The organism is Pseudomonas sp. 8O, from assembly GCF_902506495.1.
In the GTDB taxonomy this organism is placed as follows: domain Bacteria; phylum Pseudomonadota; class Gammaproteobacteria; order Pseudomonadales; family Pseudomonadaceae; genus Aquipseudomonas; species Aquipseudomonas chaetocerotis.
This window is the reverse complement of sequence record NZ_LR733264.1, coordinates 68,320-85,432: the sequence shown is the minus strand read 5'-3', so window position 1 is coordinate 85,432 and position 17,113 is coordinate 68,320. Positions and strand designations below refer to the sequence as shown.

Below are 17,113 nucleotides of genomic sequence, written 5' to 3'. Positions count from 1 at the left end.
CCTCGCTATAAAGCACTGGCGAGGCACGTGTGTCGGGTATCAGAAGTGGAAGGCGAAGACCAGTTGGCTGTAAAGGTTGCGGTCGTTGTTACCCAATTGGGCGCCACCGTTCTCGGCACTTTTCTTCGGCTGATACAGACCCACAACCGGCATCATCACCAAATTTTCGGTCAGTCCCCATTGAGCGTAGAGATTCAGCTCGCGGCCGGAGAAATCACCACGCTCACGATCGAGCGTATCGAAGTCGAACCACAGCGCGCCGACACTGAGGTTCTCCAACGGACTGGCACGCAGGCCGACGTGATGCACACGGCTGTTGGTGTTGAACGGCCCGGCGTAGTTGCCCGCTACCTCACCCTGGAACCAGGTGCCATAGCCACGGCTGAAACCGTAGAACAGCGTGTCGTAACCTTCCGAGAAACGGCTATAGCGATAGCTGAGCGTCGGCGACCAGGCGACATCAGCGAAGGTCCAGCCGGCCTCCAGGTACCAGGCATTCTCGTCGGTGCCCTGGTCGCGATCCTGCATGGCGTACTCGCCGGACAGCGACAGGTTCTCCACGCCGGCGTTGCCCGCCGCGCGCAGGCTATAGGTCTCCATGCTTTTGCGTTGGAGCTGCGAGGGCGAAGCGTAGCGCTCGTCGACATCACGCGTGCGGATATAAGTGAGGCCTACCGTACCGGCATCAGCTACATGCTCCAGCGTACCGACGTAGAGTTCGGTCTTGGCCTGCGCACGGTTGTCGGACTTCAGCCACATCAGGTCGCCACGCCAGCCCTGTTGATCGCCCAGACGCAGCACTGCGGTCTGATCGAACGCCTTGCGCGCCGCCAGGTAATAAGCACCACCGCGACTGAATTCGCCGTCAGCCAGGCCCTTGCCGATGTTCAGCGCATCACCGTTGATCAGGAAACCATCGCCGACCATGACGTTCTGCCGACCGAAGGAGACGTCCACGCCGTCCTCGCCGAGCGCCTCGAAGAGATTTCCCGAGCGCCAGCCGAGGTAAGCATCCTCGATCTTGGTGGTGCGCTCGGAGCCATCGGAGAAACCAGCGGCATCGCCATCGCCCCAGGTAGCGGAACTGAGCATGGAGAGTGCCCCATAGGAGCTGCCCACGCCTGCCAGGCCCTGATCAAAACTCAGGCCATACTTGACATAGCCCTCGCGCCAGGAGGAACTGCCCTCTTCCAGGCGCCCGCTCGGGGCATAGTTCTCACGGCTGTGAAAGAGGCCGAATACGGCTTCGAGATTGGCCTGCACGCGCGTGTCGGCATCGGCGTAAAGCTCCACTGCACCGGCGGGGAATGCGGCACCGAGCAGCAGCGCGAGAGTAGAGAGATGGAAGGCGGGTAGCTTGGACATGAGTTGCCCCAGAGTGGTGAGTGAAGTTGACAGACCCCGACGCTATTCCCTGCCCCTCTCGCACTCTTTCATCTGCCTGCCATTCACTTGCCTACGCCTGCCAGATCGCTCGACCTCCCATCGCACGCCGCTGCCAGGCCTGCACGCTGGCAGGCAAATACAAGTTTCTTGCAGGCGCTTACAAGCCAGTTAGCTGCGTTTTTAGGATCGTGGCGATGCCCATCCCGAATCATTTGCCCTCGGAGAACGCCTGCATGCTCACCCGCCATTCAGTCCGACTGCGCTCGACTCCGTCGGCAATACCCCGCACTCCCGACAACAAGGAGAACTCCATGCGAACACCTCGGATCATCAAACAGACCGCCCTGGCGCTGGGTCTGTCCCTGGTGGGGCTCGGCGCCCATGCCGAGCTTCCCCGTGACACCATCGGCCAGGAAACCCTGCCCTTCCCGCCGTCGCCGCACCGCGCCTACATCGTCGATGCCGAATTCGAGAACCTGGTGACGGGGCGGATCACCGTGGTCGATCCGGACAGCAAGCGCATGCTTGGCATGGTAAGCACCGGTTTCGCCGCACCCTCGACCCTGAGCCACGATGGCAAGTACCTGTACACCGCCGACCTGTTCTACTCGCGCGGCACTCGCGGCATCCGCACCGACGTGCTCACCGCCTGGAACACCAGCACCCTCTCTCCCGATTGGGAAGTGGAAATCCCGAACAAGCGCGCTGTGATGCTGCCGGAACGCCACGCTCTGGGAGCCAGCTCGGATGACCGTTTCATCTACATCTACAATTTCACTCCCTCCACCTCGGTGACGGTGGTCGACACCCAAGCCAAGAAAGTGGTCAGCGAGATCTCGATTCCAGGCTGCGTACTCAACTACCCGGTCGGCACACGCCGCTTCGCCTCGCTGTGCGGCGACGGCAATCTGCAGGTGGTAACACTGGACGATGCCGGCCAGGAAAGCGCACGCACCCACACCGCCTTCTTCGACCCGAACGCCGAGAAGCTGGTGGAGCGCGCCTACGCAGTGGGCGATACCTACTACTTCGTCACTACCACCGGCACCGTGCGCGCCGTGGACTTCTCTGGCGAGAAGCCGAAGATCATTCCGGCCTGGGAGCTGGTCAGCGAAGCCGCCGACAAGAAAGCTGGCTGGGCGCCGGGCGGTTGGCAACTGATTGCCGTAGCGCCGAAGCTCAATCGCCTGTACGCACTGATGCACGACGCCCACGAACCGCTGAAATGGGAAGATCCGAGCACAATCATCTGGGTCTACGACCTGAAGACGCGCAAGCGAATCGGCACTATGGAAGCCCCGGCGCCGATCTGGAGCCTGCAAGCGACCACCGATGACCAGCCGCGACTACTCGGCGCCAATGTGGTCGGCGGACTTGAGGTCTTCGACCTGACCAGCGGCAAACATACCGGAACCGTGGAAAGCATCGCCAAGACCGCGATTCACATACTCAGTCACTGACGAGGTGCAGCCATGCAACCCGATCCGATATTCGTCATCGCTGCCGCACTCGCGGTATCGGTGATCCTGGCCAGCGCCGCGACCCACAAACTGCGCGCACCGGCTCGTTTCGCCAGCCAATTGGAGGAATACCAGTTGCTGCCGCAAGCCCTGGTGCGCCCCGTGGCTCGGGTTCTACCCTGGATCGAGGCGGCCCTGGCCTTCGCCCTGCTGGTTCCAGCGGCTCGTCAGGTTGCGGCCCTCGCTGCTGCTGCGCTGCTCGCGGGCTACGCCCTGGCCATAGCCATCAACCTCTGGCGTGGCCGACGTGATATCGATTGCGGTTGCGCCGGGCCACAACAAGCGCAGCCGATTCGCCCGGTGCTGCTGGCACGCAATGCCGTTCTGGTGGGATTGGCACTGGTCGCCAGTCTCGCTCCACTGAGCCGTGGTCTGGGCGTGTTCGACGGTTTCGTCGTCATCGCTGCCAGTGCCGTGGCCCTGCTGATCTACGCCGCTGCTGATGGTTTGATGGCCAACAGCCCCCGTCTGCTCAAACTCATTGGAAGGTGAATCATGGAAGCTCTGATCGTTTCTAACATTCTGCTCTGGTGCCTGCTGATTGCCCTGGCCTTCGCCGTCATGGGGCTGGTACGCCAGATCGGTGTTCTGCATGGTCGCCTGGCGCCAGCCGGCGCGCTCATGGTCGACAAAGGCGTGGCCGTCAACGAGCCCGCACCGCAACTGACTGCCGCCGACCGCAGCGGGCGTCCGGTGAACATAGGCTATGCCGGCGAGAAGGCGCAGCTGCTGTTCTTCCTATCGCCCACCTGCCCGATCTGCAAATCCCTGCTGCCGTCGATCAAGTCCATCGCCAAGGAACAAGCCCATCGTCTCGACGTGCTCTACGTCAGCGACGGCGACATGGATGCGCAGAAGACCCTGATAGCTGAACACAAGCTGGAAGACGCCACCTACGTGGTAAGCCCCGAAGTGGGCATGACCTACCAGATCGGCAAACTGCCCTATGCGGCCCTGATCGATAACGCTGGCGTGCTGCGCGCCAAGGGCCTGGTGAACTCCCGCGAGCACCTCGACAGCCTGTTCGAGACCGAGCACCTGGGTAGCGCCACCCTCCAGCAGTACCTGCACAACAGCCAGCACGCCCACGGCGCGCACAACCACTGAGCCAGGGAGCCCTGACATGAAATTGCTAGACCGCCTGTTCGAACGCTCCACTCGCCATGTGGCCAACACCACCTCACGACGCAACTTTCTCGGTCGCCTCGGCTCGCTGATGGTCGCCGGTGCCGCTCTGCCGGTGCTGCTGCCCATTGACCGCACCAGCAAGGCGCTGGCCGCCGAGGCACCGAAAGCCGGTGACCCAGGCGACCCCAACAGCTGCGATTACTGGCGCTACTGCTCCATCGACGGCTTCCTGTGCAGCTGCTGCGGCGGCACCGTGACCTCCTGCCCACCGGGCACCGAAGTATCGCAAGTTACCTGGATCGGCACCTGCCGCAACCCGGGCGATGACAAGGACTACATCATTGCCTACAACGACTGCTGCGGTAAGCACAGCTGCGCTCAGTGCGCCTGTACCCGCAACGACAGCGAGGAGCCGCTGTACCGGCCGTTCAACAACAACGACATCAACTGGTGCCTGGCCGCCAAGTCGAGCATCTACAACTGCACGGTTGCCGTAATCCGAGGCGTCGCAGTGTGAGACAGGGGGCGACCATGCGTGCATTCATAATCGGACTGGCCTGCGCCATGGTCGCCCCTCTGGTCATGGCTCGCGCCATTCCCAACCCGGACCAGCGGCCTGCTCCCGGCAACGAGGAGCAACAGAAGCCCATTGCCCAGGCCCAGTACAGCACGCCGGTCAACTACCAGCTGCAGTGTGCCGGCTGCCACCTGGACGACGGCACGGGCTCGAAGGCCAACGACACGCCGAACATGAAGGATTTCGTCGGCCACTTTCTCAAGGTCGAGGGCGGGCGTGAATTCCTGGTGCGCGTGCCCGGCATGTCGCAATCGGCGCTCAACGACGCACAACTGGCCGATTTGCTCAACTGGCTGCTGCGCGAGGACGGCATGGCCGGCAAGAGCATGCCGGCGCATTACCAGCCTTACAGCTCCGATGAGGTGGCCCAACTGCGCAAGGTGAGCATGCTCAACCTGCCGGATACTCGCGCTCATCTGATCGAGCAGATGCGTGAGCTGGGCATCCCGATCAATGACGGCATGGGCGACGATACGCCCTGAGCCAATGGTCGGGCTGGCTGAGTAATACCTCAGGTCTTATGCTGCACCTTTTTCGTGCGAGCCTGCCTGATGACTCTGTTCGATCTGCTGCTGTTGGCCCTCGCCGGTTTCGCCGCTGGGGGCATGAATGCCCTGGCCGGCGGCGGCACCTTTTTCTCCTTCCCGGCCCTGCTCGCCGCCGGCCTGCCGCCGGTGACGGCCAATGCCACCAACGCCGTGGCGCTGTGGCCGGCCAGCTTGGCCGGCGCTTGGGCTGCACGTGCCTCGCTGCGCCCGCTGGGGCGTTACCTGATCCCATTGCTGCTGGCCGGGCTGGCTGGCGGCCTGCTCGGTGGCCTGTTGCTACTGGCGGGTGGCGATGACGTGTTCCGCGTGCTGATCCCTTGGCTGTTGCTGGCGGCCACCGCTCTGTTCGCCGCCAGCCCCTGGCTGGGTCGCGCGCTGGCGGCACGCCGCAAGGCAGCCGAGCATCCGCCACATACGCCGTTGTCGCTGGGTGCGCACATTGGCGTATCGATCTACGGCGGCTACTTCGGCGCCGGCATGGGTATCCTGCAACTGGCTGCCTTTTCCATCGAAGGTCACCCGCTGGCCCGCGCCAACGCACTGAAGAACCTGATCTCGGCAGTGATCTACAGCATCGCCACCCTGACCTTCGTCATCGCCGGCCGAGTCAGCTGGTACGAGCTGGCGATCCTGCTCACCGGCGCCACCCTGGGTGGTTATGCCGGCGGCGCACTGGGCGAAAAACTACCACCGGCACTGCTGCGTAGCTTCGTCATCCTGGTCGGCAGCACGATGACGCTTTACTACTTCTGGAGCACCTACCTGGGATAGGCCGCAGGGTGCACCGTGCGCACCAGGGTTCCACGGCGGTGCGCGCGGCGCACCCTACTCAGGCCCCAATCCCGGACTGCGCCCTCGGCCAGCACACCTGCTGCCCCGCTGATTTGCCCGAGTGGCGCACCTCTGCTAGTGTCGCGCGGTTTCCACGCTGCCCGAGACCCGCCGCCATGGCCCGCAAGAAAGCCGCCCCCGACTTCGAACACTCCCTCGCCGAACTGCAGACGCTGGTCGAGCGCATGGAGAGCGGCGAGCTGTCGCTGGAAGACTCGCTGACCGCCTTCGAACAGGGCATCGGCCTGACCCGCGAATGCCAGGCCGCCCTGGCCCAGGCCGAGCAGAAAGTGCAGATTCTGCTCGAGCGCGACGGCGAGTTGCAGCCCGCGCCCTTCGACACGGACGAGCCCGCATGATCGCGGCGTATCAGAAACGCTGCCAGACCCGCGTCGACACGGCACTGGAAACGCTGTTTCAAGCACCACGCACGGAGCTCGAGCGCCTCTACCAGGCCATGCGCTACAGCGTGATGAACGGTGGCAAGCGCGTGCGCCCTCTGTTGGTCTATGCCGCTTGCGAAGCCCTCGACGGTGATCTCGAACGTGCCGATGGTGCCGCCTGTGCGGTGGAACTGATTCACGCCTACTCGCTGGTGCATGACGATCTGCCGGCGATGGACGACGACGATCTGCGTCGCGGCCAGCCGACTACCCACAAGGCCTTCGACGAAGCCAGTGCCATCCTTGCCGGCGATGGTCTGCAAAGCCTGGCCTTCGAAGTGCTCGCCGACCGCCGACGCAATCCGCAGGATGCCGAGACGCGACTGCAGATGATCGAGTTGCTGAGCCAGGCTGCTGGCCCGGCCGGCATGGTCGGCGGCCAGGCCATCGACCTCGGCTCGGTCGGCCGGAGGCTCGACCAGCAGGCGCTGGAAGTGATGCACCGGCACAAGACCGGCGCGCTGATCGAGGCCAGCGTGGCGCTCGGCGCCCTGGCCAGTGGCAATACCGACGAGCTCGCGCACAAGGCCCTGCGGCAATACGCCCGCGCCATCGGCCTGGCCTTCCAGGTGCAGGACGACATCCTCGACGTGGAGAGCGACACCGCCACCCTGGGCAAGACCCAGGGCAAGGACGAAGCCCACGACAAACCCACTTACCCTGCACTGCTCGGCCTCGACGCGGCCAAAGACTATGCCCTAGAGCTGCGCGACCAGGCCCTGCACATGCTGCGCCCGTTCGACAACAGCGCCGAACCGCTGCGCGAGCTGGCGCGCTACATAGTCGAACGGCGCAGCTAGTCCGCTCTTGTGGGAGCGGCTTCAGCCGCGAAATCCACTCGCTCGCCCCATCATTGCAATCTATGTCGCCATGATCGCCGCATAAGGCTTGCTTTACCCCTGCGACCAGGCTCCTAAGATGGCTCCATAACGACAAGACGTCTGGAGCCGCCATGCCCTTCCCCGCCCTGCTGATCGCCAACCGCGGCGAGATCGCCATCCGCATCGCCCAGGCCTGTGCCGATCTCGGCATCCGCAGTGTCGCGGTGTATGCCGAAGATGACGGTGCCTGCCTGCACACACGCAAGGCGGATCTGGCAGTGCCGCTCGCAGGGCGAGGCGTGGCCGCGTATCTGGATATGGACCAGCTGATCGCCATTGCCCGCGAGCAGGGCTGCACCGCCGTCCATCCCGGTTATGGCTTTCTCGCCGAGAACGCCGAGTTCGCCCGTCGCTGCCAGGCAGCCGGGCTGACCTTCATTGGCCCCTCGCCAGAAACCCTGCAGTTGTTCGGCGACAAGGCCGCCGCCCGCGACCTGGCCGAACGCTGTGCGGTGCCGCTGGTGCCCGGCATCAACCAGGCGGTGACGCTGGAGCAGGCCGCAGACTTTCTCGCCGAGCACGGCAGCGTGATGCTCAAGGCCCTGGCCGGTGGCGGCGGACGCGGCATGCGAGCGGTGGACGATGCCGCGCAACTGGCCGAGGCTTTCGCCCGCTGCACCTCCGAGGCCCAGGGGGCCTTCGGCAGCGGCGCACTGTACGTGGAGAAGCGCGTGCGCCGCGCCCGGCATATCGAAGTGCAGGTGCTCGGCGACGGCAGCGGCGCGGTCAGCCACCTGTGGGAACGCGACTGCAGCCTGCAGCGCCGCCACCAGAAGCTGGTGGAGATTGCACCCAGTCCCGATCTGGATGTGCCCACCCGTGACGCGATCATCACCAGCGCACTACGCCTGGCGGCCGAGGTGCAGTATCGCGGCATCGGAACCTTCGAGTTCCTGCTCGACCTCGACCAGCCGGGGCGCTTCTACTTCATGGAAGCCAACCCGCGCGTGCAGGTGGAGCACACCGTTACCGAGCAGATCACCGGTGTCGACCTGCTGCACACACAACTGCACCTGGCCGCCGGTAAAAGCCTGGACGAGCTGGGCCTGCTCACTCCGGCCGCGCCGAAAGGCTGTGCCGTGCAGCTGCGCCTGAACCTGGAAACCCTGCTCGCCGACGGTACCGCGCGCCCGGCGGCCGGTGTGCTCGCCGCCTACCAACCGCCCTCCGGCCCCGGCCTGCGCGTGGATGGCTGCGGCTATGCCGGCTACGCCGTCAGCCCGGCCTACGACTCGCTGGTGACCAAGCTGATCGCCAACGCCGGCGACTACCCCGGCGCCCTGCGCCGTGCCTACCGGGCGCTGTGCGAGTTCCGCATCGAAGGCGTGGCGAGCAACCTGCACCTGCTGCAGAACCTGCTGCAGCGCGACGAGGTGATCGCCAACCGGGTCGACACCACCTACGTCGAGCGTCACCTGGGCGAGTTGCTCGCCGCCCGCGAACAGGCGCATCCACATCATTACTTCGCCTGCGCCGCATCTGCACAAAGTGCCAAGGATACTGTCGATGCACCGCCCGGCACCCTGGCGCTCAATGCACCCAGCACCGGCGTGCTGGTCAGCCTGTCGGTCGCCGAGGGTGACGCCGTGGCCGCCGACCAGCCCATCGCCGTGCTGGAAGCGATGAAGATGGAATTCGAGGTCAAGGCCGAGCACAGCGGTATCGTCCGCGCGCTGACCGTGGCGCCGGGTGACGCCATCGGCGAAGGCCAGGCGCTGCTGTTCGTGGAGCCAGCCGAGGTGGACGGCCTCGACGCCTACGGTGAGCAGGCGGTTGACCTGGCGCATATCCGCGCTGATCTGGCTGAAGTGCTGGAACGCCATGCGCGCCTGACCGACGCGCGCCGCCCCGAAGCGGTGGCCAAGCGGCGCAAGACCGGCCATCGAACGGTTCGGGAGAACCTGGCGGACCTGCTCGATGACGGCAGCTTTATCGAATACGGCGCCATGGCCCTGGCCGCCCAGCGCCGTCGGCGCTCGCCCGAGGAACTGCAGGAGCTGAGTCCGGCCGATGGCCTGGTCGCCGGTATCGGCACGGTATGCGCTGCGCAGTTCGGCGCCGAGGCCGCGCGCTGCATGGCCATCGCCTACGACTACACGGTATTCGCCGGCACCCAGGGCGTGATGAACCACAAGAAGACCGACCGCATGCTGGCCCTGGCCGAACAATGGCGCCTGCCCGTGGTGCTGTTCGCCGAAGGCGGCGGCGGGCGGCCGGGCGATACCGATTTCGTCGGCGTGGCCGGGCTGGACTGCCACACCTTTGTCGGCATGGCCAAGCTCTCCGGCCTGGTACCGACGGTGGGTGTCGTCTCCGGTCGCTGCTTCGCCGGTAATGCGGCGCTGCTCGGCTGCTGCGACGTGATCATCGCCACGCGTAACGCCAGCATTGGCATGGCCGGCCCGGCGATGATCGAAGGTGGCGGCCTCGGCAGCTTCAAACCCGAGCAGGTCGGCCCGACCAGTGTTCAGGGCCCAAATGGCGTGATCGACGTGCAGGTCGAAGACGAGGCCGCAGCGGTCGCCATAGCCAAGCAGTACCTGGGTTATTTCCAGGGCCCGCTCAGCGACTGGCAGTGCAGCGATGCCCGCGAACTGCGCCAGGTGATCCCGGAGAATCGTCTGCGCGTATACGACATCCGCAAGGTGATCGAACTGCTGGCCGATCACCGCAGCGTGCTGGAGCTGCGCCGTCAGTTCGCACCCGGCCTGATCACCGCGCTGATCCGCATCGAGGGCAAGCCCTTCGGCCTGATCGCCAATAACCCCGCACACCTGGGCGGCGCCATCGATGCAGTGGCCGGCGACAAGGCTGCACGCTTTTTGCAACTGTGCGAGGCACACGATTTGCCCATCGTTTCACTGTGCGATACCCCCGGTTTCATGGTCGGCCCGGAGGCAGAGAAGCAGGCCACGGTGCGTCACGTCTCGCGTCTGTTCGTCACCGCCGCCAGCCTCACGGTGCCCTTCTTCACCCTGGTGCTGCGCAAGGGCTATGGCCTCGGTGCCCAGGCCATGGCTGCCGGCAGCTTCCATTCGCCGCTATTCACCGCCGCCTGGCCCAGTGGAGAATTCGGTGCCATGGGCCTGGAGGGCGCGGTGCGCCTGGGCTTTGCCAAGGAACTGGCAGCTCAGCCAGACGACGACGCGCGTCAGGCGCTGTTCGACAAACTGGTGGCCAAGGCCTACGAAAACGGCAAGGCGCTGAACATGGCCAGTTATCTGGAGATCGACGCCGTGATCGACCCGGCTGACAGCCGCGCCTGGCTGTTGCGCGGGCTGGCAGCCACACCGCGCCCGGTGCGGCGCGAGGGTCGCAAGCGGCCGTTCGTCGATACCTGGTAGGGGCCCCGTGCGAGGACGCTGGCTTGTCGCACGGGGCGTGAAGCTTGCAGCCACCTTTTTCGGGTAAACTGCCGCATCTTTTTACACCTATAACGATTCGCCTGATGCCGACCACTTTCCACGAGATCCCCCGCGAGCGCCCGCTGACGCCGCTGCTGGACAGCGCCAACACGCCGGATGAGCTGCGCCGCCTGGCCGAAGCGGACCTGGAAACCCTCGCCGACGAACTGCGCCAGTACCTGCTTTACAGCGTCGGCCAGAGCGGCGGGCACTTCGGTGCCGGCCTAGGCGTGATCGAACTGACCATCGCCCTGCACTACGTCTTCGACACCCCCGATGACCGTCTGGTGTGGGACGTCGGCCATCAGGCCTACCCACACAAGATCCTCACCGGCCGTCGCGAGCGCATGGGCAGCCTGCGCCAGAAGGATGGCCTGGCCGCCTTCCCGCGCCGCAGCGAGAGCGAGTACGACACCTTCGGCGTCGGTCACTCCAGCACCAGTATCAGCGCCGCCCTGGGCATGGCCATCGCTGCCCGCCTGAAGGGCGAGAAGCGCAAGAGCGTGGCGGTGATCGGCGACGGCGCACTGACCGCCGGCATGGCCTTCGAGGCGCTGAACCACGCCACCGACGTCGGCGCCAACATGCTGGTGATCCTCAACGACAACGACATGTCGATCTCCAAGAATGTCGGCGGCCTGTCCAACTACCTGGCCAAGATCATCTCCAGCCGCACCTACGCCAGCATGCGCGAAGGCAGCAAGAAGATCCTCTCGCGCCTGCCCGGTGCCTGGGAAATCGCGCGCAAGGTAGAGGAACACGCCAAGGGCATGCTGGTGCCCGGCACCCTGTTCGAGGAACTGGGCTGGAACTACGTCGGCCCCATCGACGGCCACGATCTGCCCACCCTGCTCGCCACCCTGCGTAACATGCGCGACCTCGACGGTCCGCAGTTCCTGCATGTGGTGACCAAGAAGGGCAAGGGTTTCGCCCCGGCCGAGGTCGACCCCATCGGCTACCACGCCATCACCAAGCTCGAACCCGTCACCCCCAGCGCTGCTCCCAAAAAGCCGGCTGGCCCCAAGTATTCCAACGTGTTCGGCCAGTGGCTGTGCGATATGGCTGCGGCAGACAACCGTCTGGTCGGCATCACCCCGGCGATGAAGGAAGGCTCGGATCTGGTGGCCTTCGCCGAGCGCTTCCCCGAGCGCTACTTCGACGTCGCCATTGCCGAGCAGCACGCCGTGACCCTTGCGGCCGGCATGGCCTGTGAGGGCGCGAAGCCAGTGGTGGCGATCTATTCCACCTTCCTCCAGCGTGCCTATGACCAACTGATCCACGACGTCGCCGTGCAGCACCTCGACGTGCTGTTCGCCATCGATCGCGCCGGCTTGGTCGGCGAAGACGGTCCGACCCACGCCGGCAGCTTCGACCTGTCCTACCTGCGCTGCATCCCCGGCATGCTGGTGATGACTCCGAGCGACGAAAACGAGTTGCGCCGCATGCTCACCACCGGCCACCTGTTCGACGGCCCGGCAGCGGTGCGCTATCCGCGCGGCACCGGCCCCAACGCACCGCTCGATGCAGGCCTTGAGCCGCTGGAAATCGGCAAAGCGGTAGTGCGCCGCCGGGGCAAGGGCGTCGCCCTGCTGGCCTTCGGCGTGCAACTGGCCGAAGCCCTGCGCGTGGGTGAAACGCTGGATGCCACTGTGGTCGATATGCGCTTCGTCAAACCCCTGGACGAAACCCTGCTACGCGAGCTGGCAGACAACCATGAGCTGCTGGTGACCCTCGAGGAAAACAGCATCATGGGCGGCGCCGGCAGCGCGGTCAGCGAATTCTTCGCTGCAGAAAATCGCCAGGTACCGGTGCTGCACCTGGGCCTGCCGGACTACTATGTCGAACACGCCAAACCCAGCCAGATGCTCGCCGAATGCGGCCTCGACGACGCGGGTATCGAACGCGCGGTACGTCAACGCCTGAGCCTGCTCAAGGCCTGAGCATGAAGCCCGCTCATCGCTGAATGAGCGCGGCTTGCTTGTCATTCATACTCGCGCGCACTAAGGTGCGCGCCATTCATGTTCCGCCTGGGTGCGCTGCGCAAGCGGCGTCAGCAGGCCGTTGAAAACGTAGGCGAGGCAGGCAAGACAAGGCAAGAACGGCCGAAAAAGCGGAGTTTACGAGTTGTAAATGAGCATTTTGAGGCCGTTCTTAACGCAGTATTGCCAACGCAGGTAGTTTTCAACGGTCTGCTGAACGGGAAGTCGGTGCGATGCCGACGCTGCCCCCGCAACGGTAATCGACAGCAAGCGCTGAGCTTGCGCCGCGTTCAACAGCCACTGGGCCAGGCCTGGGAAGGCGGACGCGGGTCGACAGCCCGGAGACCGGCCAAGGCGGTGCGACTGGTGTTGCGGAGGGCGACACGGTCAAGCGCTGCCCTGCCCGCGCTTGCGCCTGCCCTCCTCGAACGTCTGCCGACCGTTGAGGAAAGAAAATGAAACTGTCTCGTCTGGCTCTGGCCATCAGCTTCATGCCTGCTGCCCTGCTGGCTGCCGAGCCTTACGCAAGCGAACCACTGGTAATCACCTCCGGGCGTCTGGCAGAACCGCAAGTGCAAGCTACCGCCGCCACCACGGTGTTTACTCGCCAGGATATCGAACGCCTGCAAGTCAGCAGCGTTGTCGAACTGCTGGAACGCGTGCCAGGCCTCAGCGTGGTCCGCACTGGCGGTGCCGGCAGCCAGACTGGCGTGTTCCTGCGTGGCACCAGCACGGCACAAACCCTGGTGCTGGTCGACGGGCAACGCATCGCGGCGGCCTCCAGCGGCACCAGCAGCCTGGAGTTTCTCGCTCCCGAACAAATCGAACGCATCGAAGTGGTCCGTGGCGCCCGTTCGGCACTCTACGGCTCCGACGCCATTGGTGGGGTGATTCAGATCTTCACTCGCCAGGGCGACGGCCCTGGCCTCAAGCCCTACGCGCGCCTGGCGGCTGGCAGCGACAGCACCTACCAGCGCAGCCTTGGCCTCTCCGGCGGTGACGAGCGCACTCGCTTTCACCTCGGCGCCGCCCTGGACGAGACAGCCGGCATTGACGCGACCCGCGACGGTTTCGGCGCCAATGGCGACGACGACGCCTACCGCAACCGCTCGCTCAGCCTGAATCTGTCGCACCGCTTCAATGAGGATTTGCAGGTTGGCTTCAGCGCACTCGATCAGCGCGGACAGGTGGAATACGACGACGTCTTTACCGGGCTGCTTCCGACAACGGACTTTCAGGTCAGCAGCCTTTCCGGTTTCATCGATGGCCAGCTCAACGAGCGCTGGAACAGCCGTCTGGAAATAGGCCACAGCAAAGACCAGCGCGATAGCGGTGATGACTCGCCGGCAGCGCCAGACTATTCATTCTTTACCTACACCACCTATCGCGACTCTGTGAGCTGGGTAAATACCCTGACGCTCAGCGATAACCAGCAACTGCTGGTCGGTGGCGACTGGTACGAGGATCGCCTGCACAGCAGCGCGGTCTTCGCCGAGGACTCACGCTGGAACCGAGCGGCCTTCGTCCAGCACCGCTACACCGGCGATACCTTCTCGACCGAGCTGGGGCTTCGTCACGACGACAACCAGCAGTTCGGCAGTGAGAACACCTGGAACGCGGCACTGACCCTGCCCCTGAACAGTGCCAACGACCTGATCCTGTCCTATAGCGAAGGCTTTCGTGCGCCGACTTTCAATGACCTCTACGATCAGTGGTACGGCAACCCCGGCCTGCAAGCCGAGCGTTCCGAAAGCTACGAGCTGCAATGGCGCAGCCGCTACAGCGACACAGGTTCATTGCAGGCGTCCCTGTATCGAACCGACATCGAAGATGCCATCGTCCTGGACGAAAATTTCATTCCGCAGAACGTCCAGACTGCGCGGATCAATGGCTTCGAAGCGGCCGTACAGCAGGAGCTGTTCGGCTGGCAGGCCAATCTCGCTCTGGCCTTGATCGACCCACGTGACCGCAACAGCGGCCATACCTTGCAGCGCCGGGCCAAACGCACGCTGAGCCTGGATGTCGACCGCCGCTTCGGCGATGTCTCACTCGGTGCTGGCTGGCGTGCGATCAGTGGTCGCTACGATGATGCCGAAAACCAGCGCGACATGAGCGGCTACGGCCTGCTCAGCCTGCGCGCCGCTTGGCAGGCCACGTCAGAGCTGGGCCTGAGCCTGAAGCTGGATAACCTGCTGGACAAGGATTACGCAGAAGCGACCTACAGCACACCCAATGGCCGTCTTGGCTACAACAGCGCCGGCCGCACTGCGCTCTTCGCCGTAACCTGGACGCCGCAACTCTGACCTTGGTGCGCACGGCGCACCCTACGAGCGCTGTAGGGTGCGCCGTGCGCACCAAGGGCTTCGGGCTACCGCGCCCCCGCCATCCGCTCACACAACTGCTCGATGGCACCCAACATCTGCCGGCTGGGCCGCTCCAAGCCCTTGTCCGGCACCGCCCAGACCTGCTCCTGGCGCACTGCATGCAGCTGCGGCCAGGCCTGCCAGGCTGTGAGTTCGGCATTGCTGCCGCCAAGAATGACGTCCGGATCACGCGCCAACACCGCCTCGACGCTGACCTGCGGCGCCGGCTGCGCTAGATCGTCAAACAGGTTGCGCGCGCCGCAGACCTGCAAGGCGTCACCGATCAATTGCTCGCCACCAATGGTGTAAAGCGGTTGGTGCCAGACCTGGTAGAACACCGTCAGGGGCTGCTCGCGCCGGTAGCGCTGGCGCAGCGTATCCAGCTCAGCGCGAAATTCGGCCGCCAAGCGCTGCCCCTGCTCTGCCCGGCCCACTCGCTCGCCAATCCGCACGAAAGCTTCCCCGAGCTGCTCGAGACGCTGCGGCTCGACGATCAGCAGGTCGATACCAAAGCGCTGCAACTGCGCTTGTTGCGCCGGTGGCACGCTGCCAGGCGCGATGAGGATCAGATCCGGCGCCAGCTGCAATAGATGCTCGAATTCCAGCTGGCCATAACGGCCAACTGTTGGCAGATGCGCCAGCGCGGCAGGACGCTCATCACCTTCAAGCACGCCAACCAGCAGGTCGGCAGCATCCAGATCGAGCATGATTTCACTGAGCGAAGGAGCCAGGCTGATCACCCGCTCGGCGGCTGCCAGCGGCAGCGCCAGCGCCAGCGCCAGCAGGCAAAGCGTGAGCAGCAGCGTGCGCATCAGCCCAACTGGCGAGGTATGCGGTAGAGACCGTGCAGCACGATGGACGACAGCGCCAGCAATACCAGCGGGATCGCCTCGAGGCCAGCCAGCACCGCCAGCGCCGCGATCCACGCAGGCAGGGCAGCGCCAAGCAAGGCGCGCAAACGTACGCGATCCAGCTCCAGCCAGGCGGCGGGCTCGTCGTCGCTGTCGAGTGCTTTTTCAGTGGCGATCAGTGCGCGCTTGTAGGCGGAGAACAACGGCAGGCTGACGAACATCGCAGCCATGCCGGCGATGAACAGCGGCATGGCCAGCACCGTGGGACCGCCGCCGCCAAACAGCAGGTTGAACACAAACAGAGGCGCCAGCGCCACGCCCAGCTGACGCCACCAGGCCAGCGCCAGACGGCGCTTTACCTGGCCTCGGGTCACAGGCTTTCCTCGGTCTCGCCCTGGTGCTGATTGCCCAGCATATGGCCGAGCTTGCCGGCCTTGGTGGCGAGGTAGCGCTTGTTGTAGGGGTTGTGCGCAATCTGCAGCGGAACACGATGATCCACGGCGATGCCCATGTCGCCCAGCGCCTTGACCTTGCGCGGGTTATTGGTCATCAACTTGAGACTGTCGATACCCAGGTGCTCGAGCATCGGCAGGCAGATGGCGTAATCACGCTGGTCGGCACCGAAACCCAGGCGCTCGTTGGCTTCCACCGTATCGGCACCGCCGTCCTGCAGCTCATAGGCGCGGATCTTGTTCAGCAGGCCAATGCCACGGCCCTCCTGACGCAGATACAGCAGCACGCCACGGCCTTCGTTGGCGATGGCCTGCAGCGCCGCCTGCAGCTGCGCACCGCAGTCGCAACGCAGGCTGAACAGCGCGTCGCCGGTCAGGCATTCGGAATGCAGACGGCCAAGCACCGGCGCACCGTCGGCGACGTTGCCGAAGGTCAGGGCGACATGTTCCTTGCCGGTGGCCTCGTCGAGGAAGCCGTGCATGATGAACACACCGAAGGGGGTGGGCAGTTGGGAGGCGGCGACGAACACGACGGACACCGGATACTCCTGGCAATGAGTACGAAACAGGGCCGGCATTGTATCAGCAGCCCTCGCTGGCGGGTCAGTCAGAATTGCCGATCATCAGTATCGAAACGGTCAATGAGCACGATCAGAATCAGTTCAAAGTCTCGCGAGCTAGAGCAATGCAAGGCAGAAGTAGGCGAGGAAGCGGAGTCTACTGATTGTAAATGAGCAGTACTCGCTTCGC

General features: G+C 64.7%; 15 protein-coding genes and 1 riboswitch. Of the genes, 11 read left to right on the top strand and 4 right to left on the bottom strand.

The window, feature by feature from the left end; genetic code table 11:
* Positions 1-39 precede the first annotated feature (39 nt).
* A complete protein-coding gene (locus GV002_RS03200) occupies positions 40-1,365 on the bottom strand; it encodes a hypothetical protein (protein ID WP_160017011.1) in 1,326 nt (441 codons plus the stop codon).
* Between the two features lie 332 nt (positions 1,366-1,697).
* Here GV002_RS03200 and GV002_RS03195 point away from each other — a divergent pair, with 332 nt between their 5' ends.
* From GV002_RS03195 to GV002_RS03145, 11 genes are all read left to right on the top strand, one after another.
* Positions 1,698-2,846, top strand: a complete 1,149-nt coding sequence (locus GV002_RS03195) for an amine dehydrogenase large subunit (protein ID WP_160017010.1) — start codon at positions 1,698-1,700, stop codon at positions 2,844-2,846.
* Positions 2,847-2,858: 12 nt separating this feature from the next.
* Positions 2,859-3,398 carry a MauE/DoxX family redox-associated membrane protein gene (locus GV002_RS03190; RefSeq protein WP_160017009.1) on the top strand — a complete coding sequence of 180 codons (540 nt, stop codon included), beginning with the start codon at positions 2,859-2,861 and terminating at the stop codon, positions 3,396-3,398.
* Between the two features lie 3 nt (positions 3,399-3,401).
* The gene (gene mauD / locus GV002_RS03185) at positions 3,402-4,013 is read left to right on the top strand and encodes a methylamine dehydrogenase accessory protein MauD (protein ID WP_160017008.1); all 612 of its coding nucleotides are present in this window, start codon (positions 3,402-3,404) and stop codon (positions 4,011-4,013) included.
* A 16-nt stretch (positions 4,014-4,029) separates the two neighbouring features.
* The gene (locus tag GV002_RS03180; RefSeq protein WP_160017007.1) at positions 4,030-4,551 is read left to right on the top strand and encodes a methylamine dehydrogenase light chain; all 522 of its coding nucleotides are present in this window, start codon (positions 4,030-4,032) and stop codon (positions 4,549-4,551) included.
* A 14-nt stretch (positions 4,552-4,565) separates the two neighbouring features.
* Complete coding sequence (locus GV002_RS03175; protein WP_160017006.1) at positions 4,566-5,093, top strand: cytochrome C; 528 nt, start codon at positions 4,566-4,568, stop codon at positions 5,091-5,093.
* 69 nt (positions 5,094-5,162) lie between these two features.
* Positions 5,163-5,930 (top strand): sulfite exporter TauE/SafE family protein, encoded by a 768-nt coding sequence (locus GV002_RS03170; protein ID WP_160017005.1) that lies wholly within the window; start codon positions 5,163-5,165, stop codon positions 5,928-5,930.
* A 176-nt stretch (positions 5,931-6,106) separates the two neighbouring features.
* Positions 6,107-6,349, top strand: coding sequence for an exodeoxyribonuclease VII small subunit (locus GV002_RS03165; protein ID WP_024309614.1), 243 nt, complete (start codon positions 6,107-6,109; stop codon positions 6,347-6,349).
* A complete protein-coding gene (locus GV002_RS03160) occupies positions 6,346-7,233 on the top strand; it encodes a polyprenyl synthetase family protein (RefSeq protein WP_160017004.1) in 888 nt (295 codons plus the stop codon). The genes GV002_RS03165 and GV002_RS03160 overlap by 4 nt, the downstream gene beginning before the upstream one ends.
* Positions 7,234-7,385: 152 nt before the next feature.
* The gene (locus GV002_RS03155; RefSeq protein ID WP_160017003.1) at positions 7,386-10,658 is read left to right on the top strand and encodes an acetyl-CoA carboxylase family protein; all 3,273 of its coding nucleotides are present in this window, start codon (positions 7,386-7,388) and stop codon (positions 10,656-10,658) included.
* Positions 10,659-10,762: 104 nt separating this feature from the next.
* Positions 10,763-12,658, top strand: a complete 1,896-nt coding sequence (gene dxs / locus GV002_RS03150; protein WP_160017002.1) for a 1-deoxy-D-xylulose-5-phosphate synthase — start codon at positions 10,763-10,765, stop codon at positions 12,656-12,658.
* Between the two features lie 215 nt (positions 12,659-12,873).
* A riboswitch (cobalamin riboswitch) is annotated at positions 12,874-13,066 on the top strand.
* Positions 13,067-13,152: 86 nt separating this feature from the next.
* Positions 13,153-15,000 carry a TonB-dependent receptor domain-containing protein gene (locus GV002_RS03145; RefSeq protein WP_160017001.1) on the top strand — a complete coding sequence of 616 codons (1,848 nt, stop codon included), beginning with the start codon at positions 13,153-13,155 and terminating at the stop codon, positions 14,998-15,000.
* A 65-nt stretch (positions 15,001-15,065) separates the two neighbouring features.
* Here GV002_RS03145 and GV002_RS03140 read toward each other — a convergent pair whose 3' ends face one another.
* From GV002_RS03140 to ribA, 3 genes are read right to left on the bottom strand one after another with little or no spacing between them, the layout of a single operon-like run.
* On the bottom strand, positions 15,066-15,872 hold the full coding sequence (locus GV002_RS03140; protein ID WP_160017000.1) for a cobalamin-binding protein: 807 nt from the start codon (positions 15,870-15,872) through the stop codon (positions 15,066-15,068).
* Positions 15,872-16,285 carry an MFS transporter gene (locus GV002_RS03135; protein ID WP_160016999.1) on the bottom strand — a complete coding sequence of 138 codons (414 nt, stop codon included), beginning with the start codon at positions 16,283-16,285 and terminating at the stop codon, positions 15,872-15,874. Before GV002_RS03135 ends, GV002_RS03140 begins: the two co-directional genes overlap by 1 nt.
* Complete coding sequence (ribA, locus tag GV002_RS03130) at positions 16,282-16,902, bottom strand: GTP cyclohydrolase II (RefSeq protein WP_160016998.1); 621 nt, start codon at positions 16,900-16,902, stop codon at positions 16,282-16,284. The genes GV002_RS03135 and ribA overlap by 4 nt, the downstream gene beginning before the upstream one ends.
* Positions 16,903-17,113: the final 211 nt, after the last annotated feature.

Bases quoted from the DNA above. Each gene is read 5' to 3' on its own strand.
- GV002_RS03140 (WP_160017000.1), bottom strand. From the start codon at position 15,872: ATGCGCACGCTGCTGCTCACGCTTTGCCTGCTGGCGCTGGCGCTGGCG.
- GV002_RS03180 (WP_160017007.1), top strand. From the start codon at position 4,030: ATGAAATTGCTAGACCGCCTGTTCGAACGCTCCACTCGCCATGTGGCC.
- GV002_RS03200 (WP_160017011.1), bottom strand. From the start codon at position 1,365: ATGTCCAAGCTACCCGCCTTCCATCTCTCTACTCTCGCGCTGCTGCTC.
- GV002_RS03155 (WP_160017003.1), top strand. From the start codon at position 7,386: ATGCCCTTCCCCGCCCTGCTGATCGCCAACCGCGGCGAGATCGCCATC.
- GV002_RS03195 (WP_160017010.1), top strand. From the start codon at position 1,698: ATGCGAACACCTCGGATCATCAAACAGACCGCCCTGGCGCTGGGTCTG.
- GV002_RS03190 (WP_160017009.1), top strand. From the start codon at position 2,859: ATGCAACCCGATCCGATATTCGTCATCGCTGCCGCACTCGCGGTATCG.
- GV002_RS03160 (WP_160017004.1), top strand. From the start codon at position 6,346: ATGATCGCGGCGTATCAGAAACGCTGCCAGACCCGCGTCGACACGGCA.
- dxs (WP_160017002.1), top strand. From the start codon at position 10,763: ATGCCGACCACTTTCCACGAGATCCCCCGCGAGCGCCCGCTGACGCCG.
- GV002_RS03165 (WP_024309614.1), top strand. From the start codon at position 6,107: ATGGCCCGCAAGAAAGCCGCCCCCGACTTCGAACACTCCCTCGCCGAA.
- mauD (WP_160017008.1), top strand. From the start codon at position 3,402: ATGGAAGCTCTGATCGTTTCTAACATTCTGCTCTGGTGCCTGCTGATT.
- GV002_RS03170 (WP_160017005.1), top strand. From the start codon at position 5,163: ATGACTCTGTTCGATCTGCTGCTGTTGGCCCTCGCCGGTTTCGCCGCT.
- GV002_RS03145 (WP_160017001.1), top strand. From the start codon at position 13,153: ATGAAACTGTCTCGTCTGGCTCTGGCCATCAGCTTCATGCCTGCTGCC.
- GV002_RS03175 (WP_160017006.1), top strand. From the start codon at position 4,566: ATGCGTGCATTCATAATCGGACTGGCCTGCGCCATGGTCGCCCCTCTG.